Source organism: Methylobacterium sp. J-048, assembly GCF_022829515.1.
Lineage (GTDB): Bacteria > Pseudomonadota > Alphaproteobacteria > Rhizobiales > Beijerinckiaceae > Methylobacterium.
Genome location: NZ_JAKSYL010000076.1, coordinates 1 through 12,883 on the forward strand (window position 1 = coordinate 1; position 12,883 = coordinate 12,883).

22 protein-coding genes are annotated in these 12,883 nt (G+C 66.3%); 7 read left to right on the forward strand and 15 right to left on the reverse strand.

Annotated elements, in window-relative coordinates; genetic code table 11:
* Window positions 1-16 precede the first annotated feature (16 nt).
* From MKL09_RS04340 to MKL09_RS04365, 6 genes are all read right to left on the reverse strand, one after another.
* A complete protein-coding gene (locus tag MKL09_RS04340; RefSeq protein WP_244018276.1) occupies window positions 17-538 on the reverse strand; it encodes a MucR family transcriptional regulator in 522 nt (173 codons plus the stop codon).
* Window positions 539-1,130: 592 nt separating this feature from the next.
* Window positions 1,131-1,367, reverse strand: coding sequence for a hypothetical protein (locus MKL09_RS04345; protein ID WP_244018278.1), 237 nt, complete (start codon window positions 1,365-1,367; stop codon window positions 1,131-1,133).
* 31 nt (window positions 1,368-1,398) lie between these two features.
* A complete protein-coding gene (locus MKL09_RS04350) occupies window positions 1,399-1,659 on the reverse strand; it encodes a hypothetical protein (RefSeq protein ID WP_244018280.1) in 261 nt (86 codons plus the stop codon).
* Complete coding sequence (locus tag MKL09_RS04355) at window positions 1,656-1,925, reverse strand: hypothetical protein (protein ID WP_244018282.1); 270 nt, start codon at window positions 1,923-1,925, stop codon at window positions 1,656-1,658. The genes MKL09_RS04350 and MKL09_RS04355 overlap by 4 nt, the downstream gene beginning before the upstream one ends.
* Window positions 1,922-2,341, reverse strand: a complete 420-nt coding sequence (locus MKL09_RS04360; RefSeq protein WP_147940388.1) for a DUF5681 domain-containing protein — start codon at window positions 2,339-2,341, stop codon at window positions 1,922-1,924. The genes MKL09_RS04355 and MKL09_RS04360 overlap by 4 nt, the downstream gene beginning before the upstream one ends.
* A gap of 70 nt (window positions 2,342-2,411) precedes the next feature.
* The gene (locus MKL09_RS04365; RefSeq protein ID WP_244018284.1) at window positions 2,412-2,624 is read right to left on the reverse strand and encodes a hypothetical protein; all 213 of its coding nucleotides are present in this window, start codon (window positions 2,622-2,624) and stop codon (window positions 2,412-2,414) included.
* A 120-nt stretch (window positions 2,625-2,744) separates the two neighbouring features.
* On the opposite strand from MKL09_RS04365, the gene MKL09_RS04370 reads away from it, so the two are divergent.
* A complete protein-coding gene (locus MKL09_RS04370) occupies window positions 2,745-2,969 on the forward strand; it encodes a hypothetical protein (protein WP_244018286.1) in 225 nt (74 codons plus the stop codon).
* Between the two features lie 68 nt (window positions 2,970-3,037).
* Here MKL09_RS04370 and MKL09_RS04375 read toward each other — a convergent pair whose 3' ends face one another.
* The 6 genes from MKL09_RS04375 to MKL09_RS04400 form a co-directional block, all read right to left on the reverse strand.
* A complete protein-coding gene (locus MKL09_RS04375; RefSeq protein WP_244018288.1) occupies window positions 3,038-3,391 on the reverse strand; it encodes a hypothetical protein in 354 nt (117 codons plus the stop codon).
* A complete protein-coding gene (locus tag MKL09_RS04380; protein ID WP_244018290.1) occupies window positions 3,388-3,648 on the reverse strand; it encodes a hypothetical protein in 261 nt (86 codons plus the stop codon). Before MKL09_RS04380 ends, MKL09_RS04375 begins: the two co-directional genes overlap by 4 nt.
* On the reverse strand, window positions 3,648-3,920 hold the full coding sequence (locus tag MKL09_RS04385) for a hypothetical protein (protein ID WP_244018292.1): 273 nt from the start codon (window positions 3,918-3,920) through the stop codon (window positions 3,648-3,650). Before MKL09_RS04385 ends, MKL09_RS04380 begins: the two co-directional genes overlap by 1 nt.
* Complete coding sequence (locus MKL09_RS04390) at window positions 3,917-4,144, reverse strand: hypothetical protein (protein WP_244018293.1); 228 nt, start codon at window positions 4,142-4,144, stop codon at window positions 3,917-3,919. The genes MKL09_RS04385 and MKL09_RS04390 overlap by 4 nt, the downstream gene beginning before the upstream one ends.
* Window positions 4,144-4,326, reverse strand: a complete 183-nt coding sequence (locus tag MKL09_RS04395) for a hypothetical protein (protein WP_244018295.1) — start codon at window positions 4,324-4,326, stop codon at window positions 4,144-4,146. Before MKL09_RS04395 ends, MKL09_RS04390 begins: the two co-directional genes overlap by 1 nt.
* Window positions 4,327-4,459: 133 nt before the next feature.
* Complete coding sequence (locus MKL09_RS04400; protein ID WP_244018297.1) at window positions 4,460-4,627, reverse strand: hypothetical protein; 168 nt, start codon at window positions 4,625-4,627, stop codon at window positions 4,460-4,462.
* Window positions 4,628-4,884: 257 nt separating this feature from the next.
* On the opposite strand from MKL09_RS04400, the gene MKL09_RS04405 reads away from it, so the two are divergent.
* Together MKL09_RS04405 and MKL09_RS04410 are read left to right on the forward strand one after the other, a co-directional pair.
* Complete coding sequence (locus MKL09_RS04405; RefSeq protein ID WP_244018300.1) at window positions 4,885-5,460, forward strand: hypothetical protein; 576 nt, start codon at window positions 4,885-4,887, stop codon at window positions 5,458-5,460.
* A 122-nt stretch (window positions 5,461-5,582) separates the two neighbouring features.
* Entirely contained in the window at window positions 5,583-5,783 is a 201-nt protein-coding gene (locus MKL09_RS04410) for a CopG family transcriptional regulator (protein ID WP_244018301.1), read from the forward strand.
* Window positions 5,784-5,889: 106 nt separating this feature from the next.
* Here the strand turns inward: MKL09_RS04410 and MKL09_RS04415 are convergent, their stop codons facing one another.
* On the reverse strand, window positions 5,890-6,393 hold the full coding sequence (locus MKL09_RS04415) for a hypothetical protein (RefSeq protein ID WP_244018303.1): 504 nt from the start codon (window positions 6,391-6,393) through the stop codon (window positions 5,890-5,892).
* A 140-nt stretch (window positions 6,394-6,533) separates the two neighbouring features.
* Between MKL09_RS04415 and MKL09_RS04420 the strand changes: the two genes are divergently transcribed.
* From MKL09_RS04420 to MKL09_RS04430, 3 genes are read left to right on the forward strand one after another with little or no spacing between them, the layout of a single operon-like run.
* Window positions 6,534-6,911: a hypothetical protein gene (locus tag MKL09_RS04420; protein WP_244018305.1), complete on the forward strand. Its 378-nt coding sequence runs from the start codon at window positions 6,534-6,536 to the stop codon at window positions 6,909-6,911.
* On the forward strand, window positions 6,856-8,829 hold the full coding sequence (locus MKL09_RS04425; RefSeq protein WP_244018307.1) for a hypothetical protein: 1,974 nt from the start codon (window positions 6,856-6,858) through the stop codon (window positions 8,827-8,829). Before MKL09_RS04420 ends, MKL09_RS04425 begins: the two co-directional genes overlap by 56 nt.
* Window positions 8,830-10,878, forward strand: a complete 2,049-nt coding sequence (locus tag MKL09_RS04430; protein WP_244018309.1) for a hypothetical protein — start codon at window positions 8,830-8,832, stop codon at window positions 10,876-10,878.
* Here the strand turns inward: MKL09_RS04430 and MKL09_RS04435 are convergent.
* The gene (locus tag MKL09_RS04435; protein WP_244018310.1) at window positions 10,842-11,147 is read right to left on the reverse strand and encodes a hypothetical protein; all 306 of its coding nucleotides are present in this window, start codon (window positions 11,145-11,147) and stop codon (window positions 10,842-10,844) included. The two genes, MKL09_RS04430 and MKL09_RS04435, sit on opposite strands and share 37 nt — an antisense overlap.
* A 65-nt stretch (window positions 11,148-11,212) precedes the next feature.
* Here MKL09_RS04435 and MKL09_RS04440 point away from each other — a divergent pair, with 65 nt between their 5' ends.
* The gene (locus tag MKL09_RS04440) at window positions 11,213-12,364 is read left to right on the forward strand and encodes a hypothetical protein (protein WP_244018312.1); all 1,152 of its coding nucleotides are present in this window, start codon (window positions 11,213-11,215) and stop codon (window positions 12,362-12,364) included.
* A gap of 62 nt (window positions 12,365-12,426) precedes the next feature.
* Here MKL09_RS04440 and MKL09_RS04445 read toward each other — a convergent pair whose 3' ends face one another.
* Complete coding sequence (locus MKL09_RS04445; protein WP_244018314.1) at window positions 12,427-12,831, reverse strand: flagellar biosynthesis repressor FlbT; 405 nt, start codon at window positions 12,829-12,831, stop codon at window positions 12,427-12,429.
* Between the last annotated feature and the right edge of the window lie 52 nt (window positions 12,832-12,883).

Sequence of the window (12,883 nt, forward strand, 5' to 3'; positions counted from 1 at the left end):
CAGTAGGCTGCTGAACCTACCCTTCAATAGGCGCCTTGGCCTTCCGCGGCCGCCCAGCAGCGCGCTTCGGCTTATCGGAGACGGTCTCTGCAGGCTCGGCGGCCTTCGGAGCCGCCTTCCTGCGCTGCTGACCAAGCCCGAAGCTCCTAGCGAGCGCTGAGCGCTGCTCGGAATAGCTGGCCGCGGTCATCGGGTAGTCGCGCGGCAGACCGTAGCGCTCGCGGTATGCCTCGGCGGTCAGTCCCCTGATTGTCAGGTGACGGCGGAGCGTCTTGTACGGCTTGCCGTCTCCGAAGCTGATCAGGGCGTCATGCGTGATCGACTTCCGGATCTGGGACGGGGTGAGCTTCTCGGCCGCTGGAGCGGCTGTAGCGCTGCCCTGGCCGATCCCTGACAGCGCGGCGTGGGTGCTCGCGATCAGCGTTGCAAGCTCAGCACCCTGCACGTGATTGTTCGACACATAGGCCGAGACGATGCCGGTTGTCAGCTCGATAAGATCGACGTTTTCAACCTCAGATATTTCGATCATGTCGTCCATGCTGCACCTATGCGAAGAACTAACATCACTCGTTCTAAATGCGGCCGAATTTGGTGGGTTGCATCAAGATTAAGCATGGATCCGAAGTCAGCGCAGCCCTCTTTGAGAATGCCGATACAAAACACCGCGCTGAGTGAGTAAGATAGCGCATGCGAAAGACTATGTTAACCAAGCTCTAAGCAGCCTGCTGTTGAGCATGTTACAGGTGTCGCCGTGAACCGAGCCTTCCCCGTCAGCGCTGAGGATCCCGCCGGCGATTGTCCAGTCCCGATCGATACGCTCAGCCGGCTCTACCGCGCAGAGCCAGCGACATTGGCTGATCAGCTCGGGGGCATTCCGGAAGCCACGCGAGCGCGGCTGGCGATCTACCTCTACGGGCGCAGTCACACACGCCAACTCGGGGTGCAGATCGCAGCGACCTGCGAAGGTGCCAGTCTTCGGCGCGTCGCAGGTTTCGTCGGGAATGCGCTACACGATCTCTCGCGACAAAACCCGAACGCATGGGTGGATGCCAGCCCTTCGGCCGGCGGTAAGCGAGGGGTCAGTCTTGCAGGGTCACGAGGTGCCTCACGCTAACGCATCGGCCTTCAGCCTACCCATCCGCCTTTTCGTCAAAGTGCGTCACAGACATACCGGTCACCTGGTCATTCAGGATTTCCGCAATCTGCTGGGCATGGGCGTAGGTCACACTATCCCGTAGATCGAGGCCCAGCACCGCATCCCCAAAGGCGGAGATCGGCTCGCCTCTTGGTTCCAGGACCAGGCGAGGGCGCCCGTCAGCGTCCTCCTTCGCGATGAACCGATACTGGCCGCTCTCGGTCCTCGTCATCGTCACCGCCTCCAAGTCCCTGGTTGGTCTATCACACCGCCTTCTGTCGCTGCTGCGCCTGCCAATCGGTGATGAACGCTTCGATCTGGCCGGCCATTTCTTTGTCGGCTGGGTGAGGGGATGCCTCCAGGCCTAGCACCATGGCGCCGAACGACGGCCACTCTGTCACCATCTCATTCAGGCCGGCCACGATCTGCCGGTCGAGCTCGGCATCGGATAGGCGGGCCAATCCGCTGAACCGGGGGCTGGCCTCCAGCTTGGCGATCTTCGCCTCGATCTCCTTGATCCTCATGACAGCCTCGCCTTCAGATCCCGGTAGTACGTGGCGACGTCGTGGTCACACGATCGGATCCGCGCGATGAGCGTGCGCTGCTCCGGGTCCCTTTCCGCGTCCCATGCGTCCATCAGCTCGTCGATGCCGCCGGCGTCGGCCGCCAGCCTGTGCAGGCGGTCGAATAGCGCCCGCTCGGCCTGGTCGTAGGACAGGTGGTCGAACCGGCCGTTGCCGCGCTTCGCTTCCAGGCGTGCAATGCGGGTCTCGATCTCGCGGATCCTCATGCTCCCTGTCCCTCCAGTGCGGCGAGGCGGCGATGCAGGTCGGCGGCCGTGATCGCCTCGATGTGGGCGGATACCGCCTTGCCGATGTCGGCGGCTTCGCTTGGGGTGACCTCGCCGGACGACACGGCGCGCAGTAGGGCCTCTGTCGCCTTGGGCAGATCCTCGGCCGTCTCGATCACCGGCAGGTCGAAGGTGATGGAGCGGTCGCGCTTGGGCGACAGCAGGCGGTCGAGGCACAGCTTCATCGCGCCGCCGTCGCCGGCCAGGGCCTGCTCGATGGCCTTGCGGGACAGGGCCTCGGCCTCGCCCTCGAAGATCGCCTCCAGGGCGAGCGTGGAGCGGTTGCGGGAGCCGCGTGGGCGCCCGGCTGGGTTGCCGGACTGGCCGGGCTCGAACTGGGTTTCTTCCTTCGGCATCACGCGGATCCGGTCTGGGCGGTCCTGTAAACAACAGGAAAAATACAGGACGACAGTATCACAACGCAGTTCATGGCGTCGGGTCCGCAGGGGTTGCTTCGGCTGCGACCCGCAACATCAGGTCTCGCGCGCCCTCGGCCAGCGCCTGCAGGGCGGCGACGGCGGCTTGGTTCTGGACGCGGCCGGCATCGTCTCGAACCTCCAGAGTGATGGCGGTGGTGAGCGCCATCTGCCAGACGGCCTCAATGCCCGCGTTGAAGGCGGCGCGCTCGCGGTGCGTCATGGTCGAGCCCTCCCGTCCGGTCCCTGCAACAGGTGGCGTCCTCGAACTCGGTAGTGTGCCCCATTGAAAGGCCAAGCTCGGAATGCAGCTTGGGATTGTGCGATCTTAAAAGAGGTTGTGATGCAGGCGTCGGAATGCTGCATCATCCGGGTGGCTATCGCCGCCAGCCTTGGCTGGCTCATCGCGATCACCCTGATGTGGAAGCACAGCGTGCTGGTTGCGCTGGTCGTCAGCCCGTTTTTCGGGACCGCGGCGGCAATCGCGGCGATGACCCTGTTTTGGTTCGTCAGCCTGTTCGTCTCGTGCGAACCCATGGCGCCTCGAGCATCTGACGTTGGCCAGTAGCAAACTCTGCCCCGTCAGTCTGTGAACGCGCCGCTTCCTGCAGATGCCGGCGGGGCCCTGAAGAAACCCTACCGACCTCTTATAACGCTGGTGTTCCAGAACACGTCGAGCCTGAAAGCTTGGGCATACATCGGGATCACACCGCGAACACAGTCGCGAACCTGATGGAGCCGACGATGACCTGGACGAACCGCATCACCATAGCTGCCACGCTCATCGGTGGAGCCGTTGCGGCGGTACTCCGCAGCGATGCGGTAGCCCTCTTCAAGGGCCACCACGTCGAGGGCGACACACAAGACAGCGTTGGACGCGTCCTGGAGCGCCTGGGCGATTTCGTAGAGGTCATCGAGGTCGGTTTCGGCGAGGGCGACCGCCCTCGGGATGCCGACGATCGTGCCGATGATGCTACGGGCGATGGTCATGCCGCCTCCCCGCGCTTCACGGTTTCGGGGCGGGTGAACGCCGAACACCAGTCGTTGCCGAGCACGTCGGGCCACAGGGCGTCGCCGGTCTTCTTGTCCCGGCGCGGGGGCTTGGCGCGGCAGTCGCCGCGGGGCTGCTCGCCGATCGCGCCGAGGATCCCGCGGCCACCGTAGACGTAGGCGGTGCTGGTCTGGGCGAAGTGCTGGCACCAGGCGCAGGCCTTGGCCTTACGTGGAGGGGTGATGAGGCGGCCCATCAAGCGCCCCCCTCGTTCTGCCTGCGTGCTGCGAAGGCGCGGCACCAGTGATCGGCGGTGACCACCGGCCACGTGGCGTTGTCGCCAGCGATCGCGTCGGGGTTGATGGTCGGCGGCGCGGCGCGGCACTGGCCGGTCGGCTTGCGGCCGATGACCACGAACCCGCGCGGGCCGTCCTGCCCCACGGCGATGCTGTCCCATGCATTCCAGGCCGTGCAGTTCGCGCAGGCGAGCGCCCCGGCGGGCGGGCAGAGGATACGAGGATGCGTCATCGGCCGCCCCCGTCCTGCTGGGCGGGGCGCAGCGCCTGGGCGGTCGAGGCGGCCGCGGCCAGCGCCTTGGCCGCGCAATTCAGACTGTAAGCCGCACCGCGCGCGTCCCGGATCAGGGCGAACTCGACCGCGTTCCGGGCGTAGCTCTCGGCCAGGCTGGCAGCTTCGGCCACTGCGTCGAACGTGAGGCAGGCCGTAGGGGAGATGGCGGCGGGCACTGCCATCAGCGCATCTCCCGCATCTGCGGCCCGATACCGGCGAGGCTGGCGAGAACGGCCGCAACCGGGTCCGAAACGCGGCACCGATTGGCCAAGCGCCGTTCGATGCGGGCCTGCACGGCGGCCGTGTCGGGGATGGCCTCGTGGGGCCGGATGGCGATGGAACGGGAGTAGGTCTTGGCTTTCACGGTTGGCTCTCCTGAGTAGGGAGCCGGTCCGAAAACCCTTGGCGCTGGACACCAAATCGCATATCTACAGCGTTGCTGATGCGCTGTTACACGATCTGACGCCGGTCCTGGTTCTCGGGGCCGGCGTTTTTCGTTAGGCGGCGATGGCGTCGGGCTTCATGCCAAGAAGTCGGCGGGCAACGTGCGCCGGCACGAACACGGCGCGGCCGATCTTCACCGCCTCCACGTCCCCCGACTCGATGGCGCCGTAGAGCCCGCCGCGGCTCATGCCGATCGCTTCCGCGAGCGGGGCGACGCGCACGTTCTTCCCCTCTCGGATCCTGGAAAAAATGTTGTCGCGAGGGGTGCGGCCAGAAGGCGCTCCAGGGGGCGCCTCTGTCTGAGCAACGGTGTCCATGGCGTACCTCGTAGTTACCGATACACCGCTCACTCATCGCCGATCTGATGCGTTTGCGCAAGTGTGAACGATGCGCCGATAACTACGATTTTCGTTGACCGCTTCGCTGTCGCTGGGTTAGGCATTTGTCATTGCCGTCCTCCGGCTTAGAGGCGAACGCCATGTCCAGAGCCGCCCCTGACCCCGCGGGCAAGCGTCATCCAATATCGTTCCGGACTACACATGAACTTCGGGACAGGCTTGAGAGCGAGGCAAAGGCAAATGGACGCTCAATATCCCAAGAAATCGAGTTCAGGATAGAAAATAGTTACGAGCTTTCGCAGTCAAAAAAGGCTTTCGAGCAGTCGAATGCAATTGCCTCAGCTTTAATTGGCGATGACAAAACTGCTTCGATGATACGAGCAATATCAGCCTCGATCGGATCGGCAATGATGTATTCAGGAAAACATTGGGATCGGGACATTTACACCCGCGCTGCGGTCAAAGCATGCATTGATGCTGTTCGAGTTGCGAGTTTTCGAGATGAACAGCTAGAGATCGAAGACGCTGATCAAATCGACGCTGATTTGATCCGGAAATTTGATAAGATCGGCCGGATGTTTGGGGGGCTCATGGCGCTATCGCGTAATGACCCAAAACAGATGGCAGCTGTCGAGGCATTCGCTGAGATTGGCGACGGGTCGGCTGACCCCGACACGGCTGAGGTGATCGCATCTCTCATTGAGAGAGTCAGATAATATATTTTTACAGCAGGGAAACAGGAATATACGATCAACGCAGATGACATTTTGGTAGAGACTTACCGTCTTACGTTTCTTAGCGCCTCCACTATTCTTCCCAATAGCAATGGAGGCAGCCCATGCGCCCGCTCGTCTATTCCGACACGATCACGATCCGCACCGACGCGGATCTGCGCCGCGCGATCGACGCTGCGGCCCAGCGCGAGGGCGCCTCAGCCAGCGAGTGGGTGAGGCGGGCGCTTGGGTCTATCGTCGGCTCGAACGATCCGCACCCTCCGTGCCCGCCCGCCGCTCCAGCGACCATGCGCGTGGCGGCCTGAAATGACTGCTCGCACTCTTGCATGGCTGGGCTATCAAATCGGAGACTTTGATGAAGCACGACTGGCTGGCTATCAGCGTAGCAGTGCTCTCAATTGTGCTCAGCCTCTACAACCTGCGACGTATGACGCGGACAAACTCTTCGGTGGACCCGTCCCGCAGATCGAAGTGAAAGCGGAAATCGATAACGGTATCCAGCGGCGATGGCAGCTCCTCGGGCATGAGGATGATGCCTTCAAACCGACGCGTACTCTCGGCTTCAATTGTCAATTGAAGCTTTGCGTCCGACTGGTGAGCCCAATTTGCCATGTAATTTGGGTCTGGCTTCCATGTGCGTTCTTGCGACCCGCGCCCCGCCAGGAAGAACGCGAGCTTCGACGCCTCGAACAAGCGAGCGCCGGTCATGACGATGGGGCGCTTGAGCGGGTTGTTTACGTCAACATCGACCGCGATCCGCCGCGGTATTTCATAGACAGTGTCGAGCGATACGATTGGCAACGCAGCGAGTCGCTCTCGACGGTCGCGGCGGAGCGCTACAATGGTGTTGACGGTCGCGAGACCCAGTCCGAGCACGGCGATGAAGCGCGCCAGGATGTCAGGTTCGTCCGCCATTCAATCTTCCTCTCCATCGGTACGGCTCCCACCACCGATGTAGCGCGCTCGGCCTGTTCCTGCCGCCTGCGGGACCCAAGCGTCGCCATTTCGTCCCTGGCCAGCGGCAAGTGCCGAGCAGTGGCTTGAGGAAGGGCGCGATGGATCACCTCGACATGCCCGAAAACGAGCCGGACGCGATCCCAGCCGACGGCGCAGCTTTGACACCCCTGCAGGTTCGCATCGGCACCTGCCAGGCCGAGGCGGCCCAGACCTTCCGGGCCCTGCAGGCGGTCAGTGGCCAGGCCGCGGCCATGCTGGAGAACGGCAGCGGCACGGTGGGCGACTTCGTCGGGCTCATCACCGCGTTCGAGCAGCTTCAACAACAGGCTGGGGCGCACATCGCGTGCCTCGGGGCCGCGATCTCATCCGCGGGGTCGGCACGACCGCCCGCACCTCCCCTCAGACCCGAAAGGTTCGCCCGTGAGCGCTGGTCTCAGCTTCGGGGCTCTCCCCGCATTCGCCGACCTCACCCCTGATCAGCAGGCGATGGTCATGCAGGCCCTCCAGCAGGGTCAGCCGCAGGCCCCCGCTTCTCAGGCTGCGCCGGGCGCACCGGGTGGCTTGCTCAGCCCGGCCGATCCGCAGACCACGGGTGCAATCCCGGATCGGGGCGGGCCGCCGGTGGCGATGAACGAGGCCGACACCCGCCGGCTTGAGGAGCAGATGGGCATGCGCGCGCCGGGCGGCGGGCAGCAGCCAGGCTCGCCGGATCAGCTTCTGTACGATCGCGCCGGCATGGGTGGCGGGGCCAACGGGTTCTCGGGCTCGGCTGGCAGCGCTATTCCGCAGGCTGACGCCATGGGCGCGCGCCCCGTGCCGATGCCGCCTCAGCGGCCCTCGGATGCCGATCTCGCGGCCTTGCCCGCCACGACCGGCGCGCTGCCGCCCCCGGGCGTGCCGCAGAGGCAGGCGGTCGCTTCATCGGCCTACCAGCCCGACGCGCCTGCGGTTGGGCCTCGGTCTGCCGGGATGCCTCCGAGCGGCCGGTTTTCCGACCCCTCGCGCGCGACGACCTCGGCCACTGGCGATTTCGATCCGTTGACCGGGCAGGTCACATCCGGTCAGCCGCGCCCGCTCGGTGCCCCGCAGGGTGCAGTCTCGCCCACGGGCGCCGCTGCAGCGACCGGAACCTCTTCGGGCCTGGGCGGCGCCAGCGTCATGGAGAAGTTCGCGCAGGGCATCACCGCCGGCAACCCGGATTTCGGCAATCTGCTGTTCCACCTCGGCATCGGCATCGCGAGCAACCGTGGCATCGGTCCAGGCATCTCCGCTGGGCTGCAGAGCTACGGGGCCAGCCAGTCCGGTTCGCTCAAGGGTCAGCTTGAGCAGATCAAGTTCATGCAAGAGCAGCAGGGCGAGCGGGACACCTACAACCACCTCACCCAGAACCTGAAGCTCGACCCGACCGCGGCTCGGGCGGCGATGCGTAACTCGACCTTGCTCTCGAACGTGCTGACGCAGGCCAAGCCGAACTACCAGACCATCGGCGGTCAGCTCTATGACCTCAATAAGAACGGCGGCGTGCCCGGCCCCGCCAACCTGATCGGCCCCGCGAGCGGCCCTCCGGCCGGCTACCGACTGGGGGCGGATGGGCAGAGCCTGGAGTTCATCCCCGGCGGCGAGGCCGACCCCGCCCAAAAAGCCAAGCTCGCAGCGGCCGGCCGTGACGGCTCTTATACCCTCAGCCCCGGGCAGACCCGCTACGACGAGGAGGGGAAGCCGGTCACGGCTGTTCCGGCGGCTCCGCGGGAGTTGCGCCCCGGCGCGACCCTGTACGACCCGGTGACGTTGAAGCCGATCGTGAGCGCACCGTCCGCCAAGCCCGACGGGTTCGACACGGAGACCAAGCTGCGGGGCGAGTTCTCGAAGCAGCTCGGCAGCTTCGCGGATGTGCATGACGGCTACGGCCGGCTGATCGCAGCCACGAAGCAGCGCGAGGCCAATCCCGGCACGGTCTCGCCCGCCTCCGACATCTCGCTGGTGTTCGGCTACATGAAGATGTTGGATCCCGGCTCGGTGGTCCGCGAGGGCGAGTACGCCACGGCCAAGAACGCCGCCGGCGTCCCAGAGCGGGTCATGAACGCCTACAACAAGGCGCTCAGCGGCGAATTTCTGTCCGACACCCAGCGCAAGGATTTCCTGGGCCAGGCATCCGAGCTCTACGGCACCGCCCGCAAGACCGCTGAGGGCGTGGCCGATCGCTATCGCGGGCTGGCCCAACAGTACGGGGTCAGCCCCGACCGCGCGGTTTATCTGCCCGAGATGCCGATCGCGCCCAAGCTCGGCCAGCAGAGCCAGGCGTCCGGCGGCGCGGCGGCCCGGTACCAGTCGCTGATCCAGGGCGGCATGTCGAAGGCCGACGCCTTCGCGCAGATGCACAAGGAGGGCCTGTGAATGGCCGGCGGCATCACGTTCGACCCGGCCGAGTTCGAGGCCTTCAAGCAGGCGTCCGGCGGCCCTGCCCAGGCCGCCCCGGCTGCTGGGTTCGACCCCGCGGAGTTCGCGGCCTTCAAGGCGAACCAGACCACGGCTGACACCGGCCGGGAGACCGGCGCCCTGAACGCCGGCGCCCGTGGTCTCGTCGACGGCATCCCCGTGGCCGGCCCGTACATCCTCGGCGGCATCGATCGGGCCGACGCGGCGCTGCGCTCCTACCAGGGCGGCACCGGCTACGCGGACGAGGTGGCGAAGGCCCAGGCCTACGGCGCCGACGTGAAGGCCGCGCACCCCTACGCCCACACGGCGGGCGAGGTGGCGGGAGGAATTGTTGGGACCGCGCCCCTCATCGCTGCGGCGCCGGCCGCATTCGGGGCCGGTACAGGCGGCCTGATCGGGCGCTCGATCATCTCGGGAGCCATGGGCTCGGCACTTGGCGGGGCAGATGCCGCGGTTCGCAGCGACGGGAACATCAATGCTGCTGGGCGAGGCGCTGTTGTAGGCGCGGCGTTCGGCGGGGCGGCTCCTGCCGCAGGCGCTGCTCTCGGTGCAGGCGTCCGAAACTTCTACGAGATGATTGGCTCGCGGCTTGGCCCATCGAGCGGCTTCGGCCCGGCCGCCACGCGCGTGCTGGCGGAGGACGCGGCCAATTCTGGCGGTGTCGCCCCGATCCGCTCACGCATGGGCGAGCTTGGATCTGATGCCATGCTGCTCGACGCCTCGCCGTCGTTCCAGGGACAGGCGCAGGGCCTCGCGGTCCGGCCGGAGACCCGGGAGACGGTGACGGCGCCAATCGTGGCGCGCGCGGGCGGGATGACGGATCGGCTCGCCACCGACATCAACGGCGCGTTCGGCTCGGCCGTCAGCCCGCAGGCCGCCACCGACACCTTCGCGGCCATGCGTCAGGTCCCGAACCAAGCCATCGGCGCGGCCGTAGATGGCGCCCAGGCACCCGTGAGCGCCCGTCCGGTCCTCGGCATGATCGACGACCGCCTGCAGACGGCCCGGGGCGCTGAGGAGACCGTGCTGCGGCGGGCCCGGGATATGCTCGCCCATACCGACCCGGAAACCGGCTGGACCACGATCGCCGACGATCCCCGGATCCTGCACAACGTGAAGCAGGAGATGGACCGGGTCATCAACTACGGCGACCCTGGCCTCGGCGTGGCCCCTGGGGCTCAGACCCGGAAGGACAGCGCCGCCCAGGCTGTGCGCGGACACCTCAACGACTTGCTGCGCGACCAGGTACCGAACTACGGCGCGGCCAACGACGTGTCGGCTGCGCTCGCCCGGCGCATGGAGGCGGTGGACCAGGGCTCGCAGCTCCTCCGGTCCGGCCAGGGCGCAACGCCGCCGGCCGACCTCGCCCGGCAGCTCGCGGGCATGACGCAGGGTGAGCGCGACGCCATGGCGATCGGCACCCGGGGCGCCATCGACCAGGCTGTCGGCACTCGGCGCAACGACCTCGTGGCGATGCAGAACCTGCTGCAGGGTGAGGGTGGGTGGAATGCCGCCAACCTCGCCCAGCTTCATGGACAGGCGCCGGTCGATCGTGTTGTCGGCGCGGTGAACCGAGAGGCTGCGTTCGATCAGGCCAACCGCCGGATTGTCGAGGGCTCGCAGACGGCGCAGCGTGGACAGGCAGCCGAGCGGGTCGCGCCTCGAACGACGCTCGGCGACGACTTCGGCGGGACGGTCGCCGGCGCGATTGGCGGCCCACAGGGCTGGGCTCTGGCGCAGGCCGGCCGTGTGGCGAAGGCCGGGATCAACGCGGTCGGGAAGTCGGCCGACATCGCCCGCAACCGCGAACTGGCGGATGCTGTGACGATGACCCAGGGCGACCGGCTGAACGCCTTGCTGGCAGCGCTGGAGGCGCGCGGGGTGACGCAGCAGCGTGCGGCGGCTCTGGGCAACATAGCGGCCCGCGGCGGACAGGCAGCGCTGCTGTCCCAGTCGGACCGGGCCCGGCCCTACCTGCCGGCGGCTCTGCCGGCTTTCTCGCGGTAAAGGAGCACGCCACCCGTGATCCAGAGCACCACGAAGAAGCCCCAGAACCCCGCCTGTCCCACATGGTCAATGGCCCATGCATGCACGCTCGGGGCACTCGCGTTCGCCGCCCACCCGATCGCCGTCATGACGATCGCGAACAGCACGAGGGTGGTCAGGACTTCAGCCCAGCGGCGCATCCCATGAAGATGGCCCTGCCCCGTCATTCTGTCGATAGCCGCCGCCTTCATCAGAATTGGGCCAGGACTGGCGCCGGCCTGAAACCGCACGACGGCACCCGTATTCCCGCCGCGCCCGCCAGCGGGCCGGATTTCGCAGCCATGGGGCATTCCGCATGAGCATCGGCTTCGGCAGCCTGCCCTCCTTCGTGGGCGGCGACGACCAGAACCCGCTGAGCCCGGCCCTGCAGCAGTTTCTGCAGCAGCAGGCCGCCCAGGCCCAGGCGCCGGCCGCCCAGGACGTGCCGCAGGCCACCCCGCCGGGATATTCGGGGCCTGCCCCGTCGACCCCACCGACCGGCGCGCCGACGCCCGTGGTTCAGCCTGGCGCACAGGCGGCCGCCACCGGGCTGCTGTCCATGCTGGGCCCGAACAGCGCCGAGGCGGCGACGCCGGATCCCAACGACATCCGCGGCCGGTTCATCTCGACCCTGCAGCAGGGCGGCCTGACCAACCCGAACGGCCTGGGGGCGGTGGCCGCCTACGCCCAGCACGAGAGCAAATACAGCCCGAGCAACATCGTCGGCTCCTGGTCTGACCCAAGCGAGAGCGGGCAGGCCGGCCAGTCCGGCGGCATCCTGTCGTGGCGTGCCGACCGCCTCGCCAACATGAAAGCCTTTACGCAGGGCGCATCCGACCCGGTGACGGCACAGGCCAACTTCCTGCTGCAGGAAAACCCGCAGCTCACGAGCGCCCTGCAGAACGCCAAGAGCCCGCAGGAGGCCAACGCCCTGATGGCGGATGCGTGGAAGTTCGCCGGATACAACCGCCCCGGTGGCGAGAACGCGGCGCGACTGGCGACCACCCAGGCCTACGCGAACAGCTTCGCGGGCGGGCAGGCGCTGCCGGGGGTGTCAGCCCCTCGCGGCGGCTCGATGGGTTCGACGGCGCAGCAGGGCGGGTTCGGGCTCGGTGGTGTCGTCGGTCAGGGCGCCGTCGTGCCGGGGCAGGCCTCGCCGACGCCAGGCGTCGCCTTACTGTCGGCCCAGCCGTTCGCGGTTGCTCCCCCGCCGACCGGGTTCTCGACCGACCCTGCCGCACAGCCGCAGCAGGAGGCCAGCCCCTATGCGCAGATCGGCAACGCCCTCAAGAGCATCGCCGGCGGCCAGCAGAAGCAGGGGCAGCAGAAGGCCGGCGGGGTGGCCGGGGGCGAAGCGCCGGGCGGCCGGCCGATCTCGCTGCAGCAGGCGCGGGCCATGTTCGACCCGGGCAAGTTCTACGGGATGCTGCGCGGTGCGGGGGTGCGAGGCCAGGTGCGCGGATCGTAGGTCTGGCTGTGCTGCGCAGGCATGGGCTGAAGAAGATGAGTGGGGAGGATGGTGTCGAGGTGTCAGGCGGCTCCGACCTTTTGAGCTGACCGATCCAAAAGAGAAAGCTCATAGGCGATCAGCTCGCGGCCCTGCTTGACGGCCTTGTAGTATTGTTTCGTTTCAATTTCTTGCTGGATTTTCAAGAGGTACGGCGCATAGCTGGGTTCCGCGGCCATCAGCTCGCGAGCTTGAGCATAAAATAGTTCGATCGTTGCCGCCGGATTATCTACAAGATACAAAACCTGTAGTGTGACGCAGAGCTTCTTGCAGTCTGTATCTGCATCGCTCTCATGCATGATCTCGCTTTCACGCAAGAACTTGCATTGGTTTTCGATTAGAAAGGATACCGGCCGATCGCCATTACGAATTGCTGCGCCGTTGATGATCAGCCGCTCGAAGGGCTTCAAAGTGAGGCGTAGGCCCATTATTCGATGTCCTCTCAATTTGAGAGTTTTTGAACATGAGGCGTTAACGATC

Coding starts and splice junctions, on each gene's coding strand:
- MKL09_RS04340 (WP_244018276.1), bottom strand. CDS start 538: ATGGACGACATGATCGAAATATCTGAGGTTGAAAACGTCGATCTTATC.
- MKL09_RS04405 (WP_244018300.1), top strand. CDS start 4,885: ATGTCCAGAGCCGCCCCTGACCCCGCGGGCAAGCGTCATCCAATATCG.
- MKL09_RS04345 (WP_244018278.1), bottom strand. CDS start 1,367: ATGACGAGGACCGAGAGCGGCCAGTATCGGTTCATCGCGAAGGAGGAC.
- MKL09_RS04350 (WP_244018280.1), bottom strand. CDS start 1,659: ATGAGGATCAAGGAGATCGAGGCGAAGATCGCCAAGCTGGAGGCCAGC.
- MKL09_RS04445 (WP_244018314.1), bottom strand. CDS start 12,831: ATGGGCCTACGCCTCACTTTGAAGCCCTTCGAGCGGCTGATCATCAAC.
- MKL09_RS04430 (WP_244018309.1), top strand. CDS start 8,830: ATGGCCGGCGGCATCACGTTCGACCCGGCCGAGTTCGAGGCCTTCAAG.
- MKL09_RS04370 (WP_244018286.1), top strand. CDS start 2,745: ATGCAGGCGTCGGAATGCTGCATCATCCGGGTGGCTATCGCCGCCAGC.
- MKL09_RS04410 (WP_244018301.1), top strand. CDS start 5,583: ATGCGCCCGCTCGTCTATTCCGACACGATCACGATCCGCACCGACGCG.
- MKL09_RS04420 (WP_244018305.1), top strand. CDS start 6,534: ATGGATCACCTCGACATGCCCGAAAACGAGCCGGACGCGATCCCAGCC.
- MKL09_RS04440 (WP_244018312.1), top strand. CDS start 11,213: ATGAGCATCGGCTTCGGCAGCCTGCCCTCCTTCGTGGGCGGCGACGAC.
- MKL09_RS04415 (WP_244018303.1), bottom strand. CDS start 6,393: ATGGCGGACGAACCTGACATCCTGGCGCGCTTCATCGCCGTGCTCGGA.
- MKL09_RS04385 (WP_244018292.1), bottom strand. CDS start 3,920: ATGACGCATCCTCGTATCCTCTGCCCGCCCGCCGGGGCGCTCGCCTGC.
- MKL09_RS04360 (WP_147940388.1), bottom strand. CDS start 2,341: ATGCCGAAGGAAGAAACCCAGTTCGAGCCCGGCCAGTCCGGCAACCCA.
- MKL09_RS04355 (WP_244018282.1), bottom strand. CDS start 1,925: ATGAGGATCCGCGAGATCGAGACCCGCATTGCACGCCTGGAAGCGAAG.
- MKL09_RS04375 (WP_244018288.1), bottom strand. CDS start 3,391: ATGACCATCGCCCGTAGCATCATCGGCACGATCGTCGGCATCCCGAGG.
- MKL09_RS04365 (WP_244018284.1), bottom strand. CDS start 2,624: ATGACGCACCGCGAGCGCGCCGCCTTCAACGCGGGCATTGAGGCCGTC.
- MKL09_RS04390 (WP_244018293.1), bottom strand. CDS start 4,144: ATGGCAGTGCCCGCCGCCATCTCCCCTACGGCCTGCCTCACGTTCGAC.
- MKL09_RS04380 (WP_244018290.1), bottom strand. CDS start 3,648: ATGGGCCGCCTCATCACCCCTCCACGTAAGGCCAAGGCCTGCGCCTGG.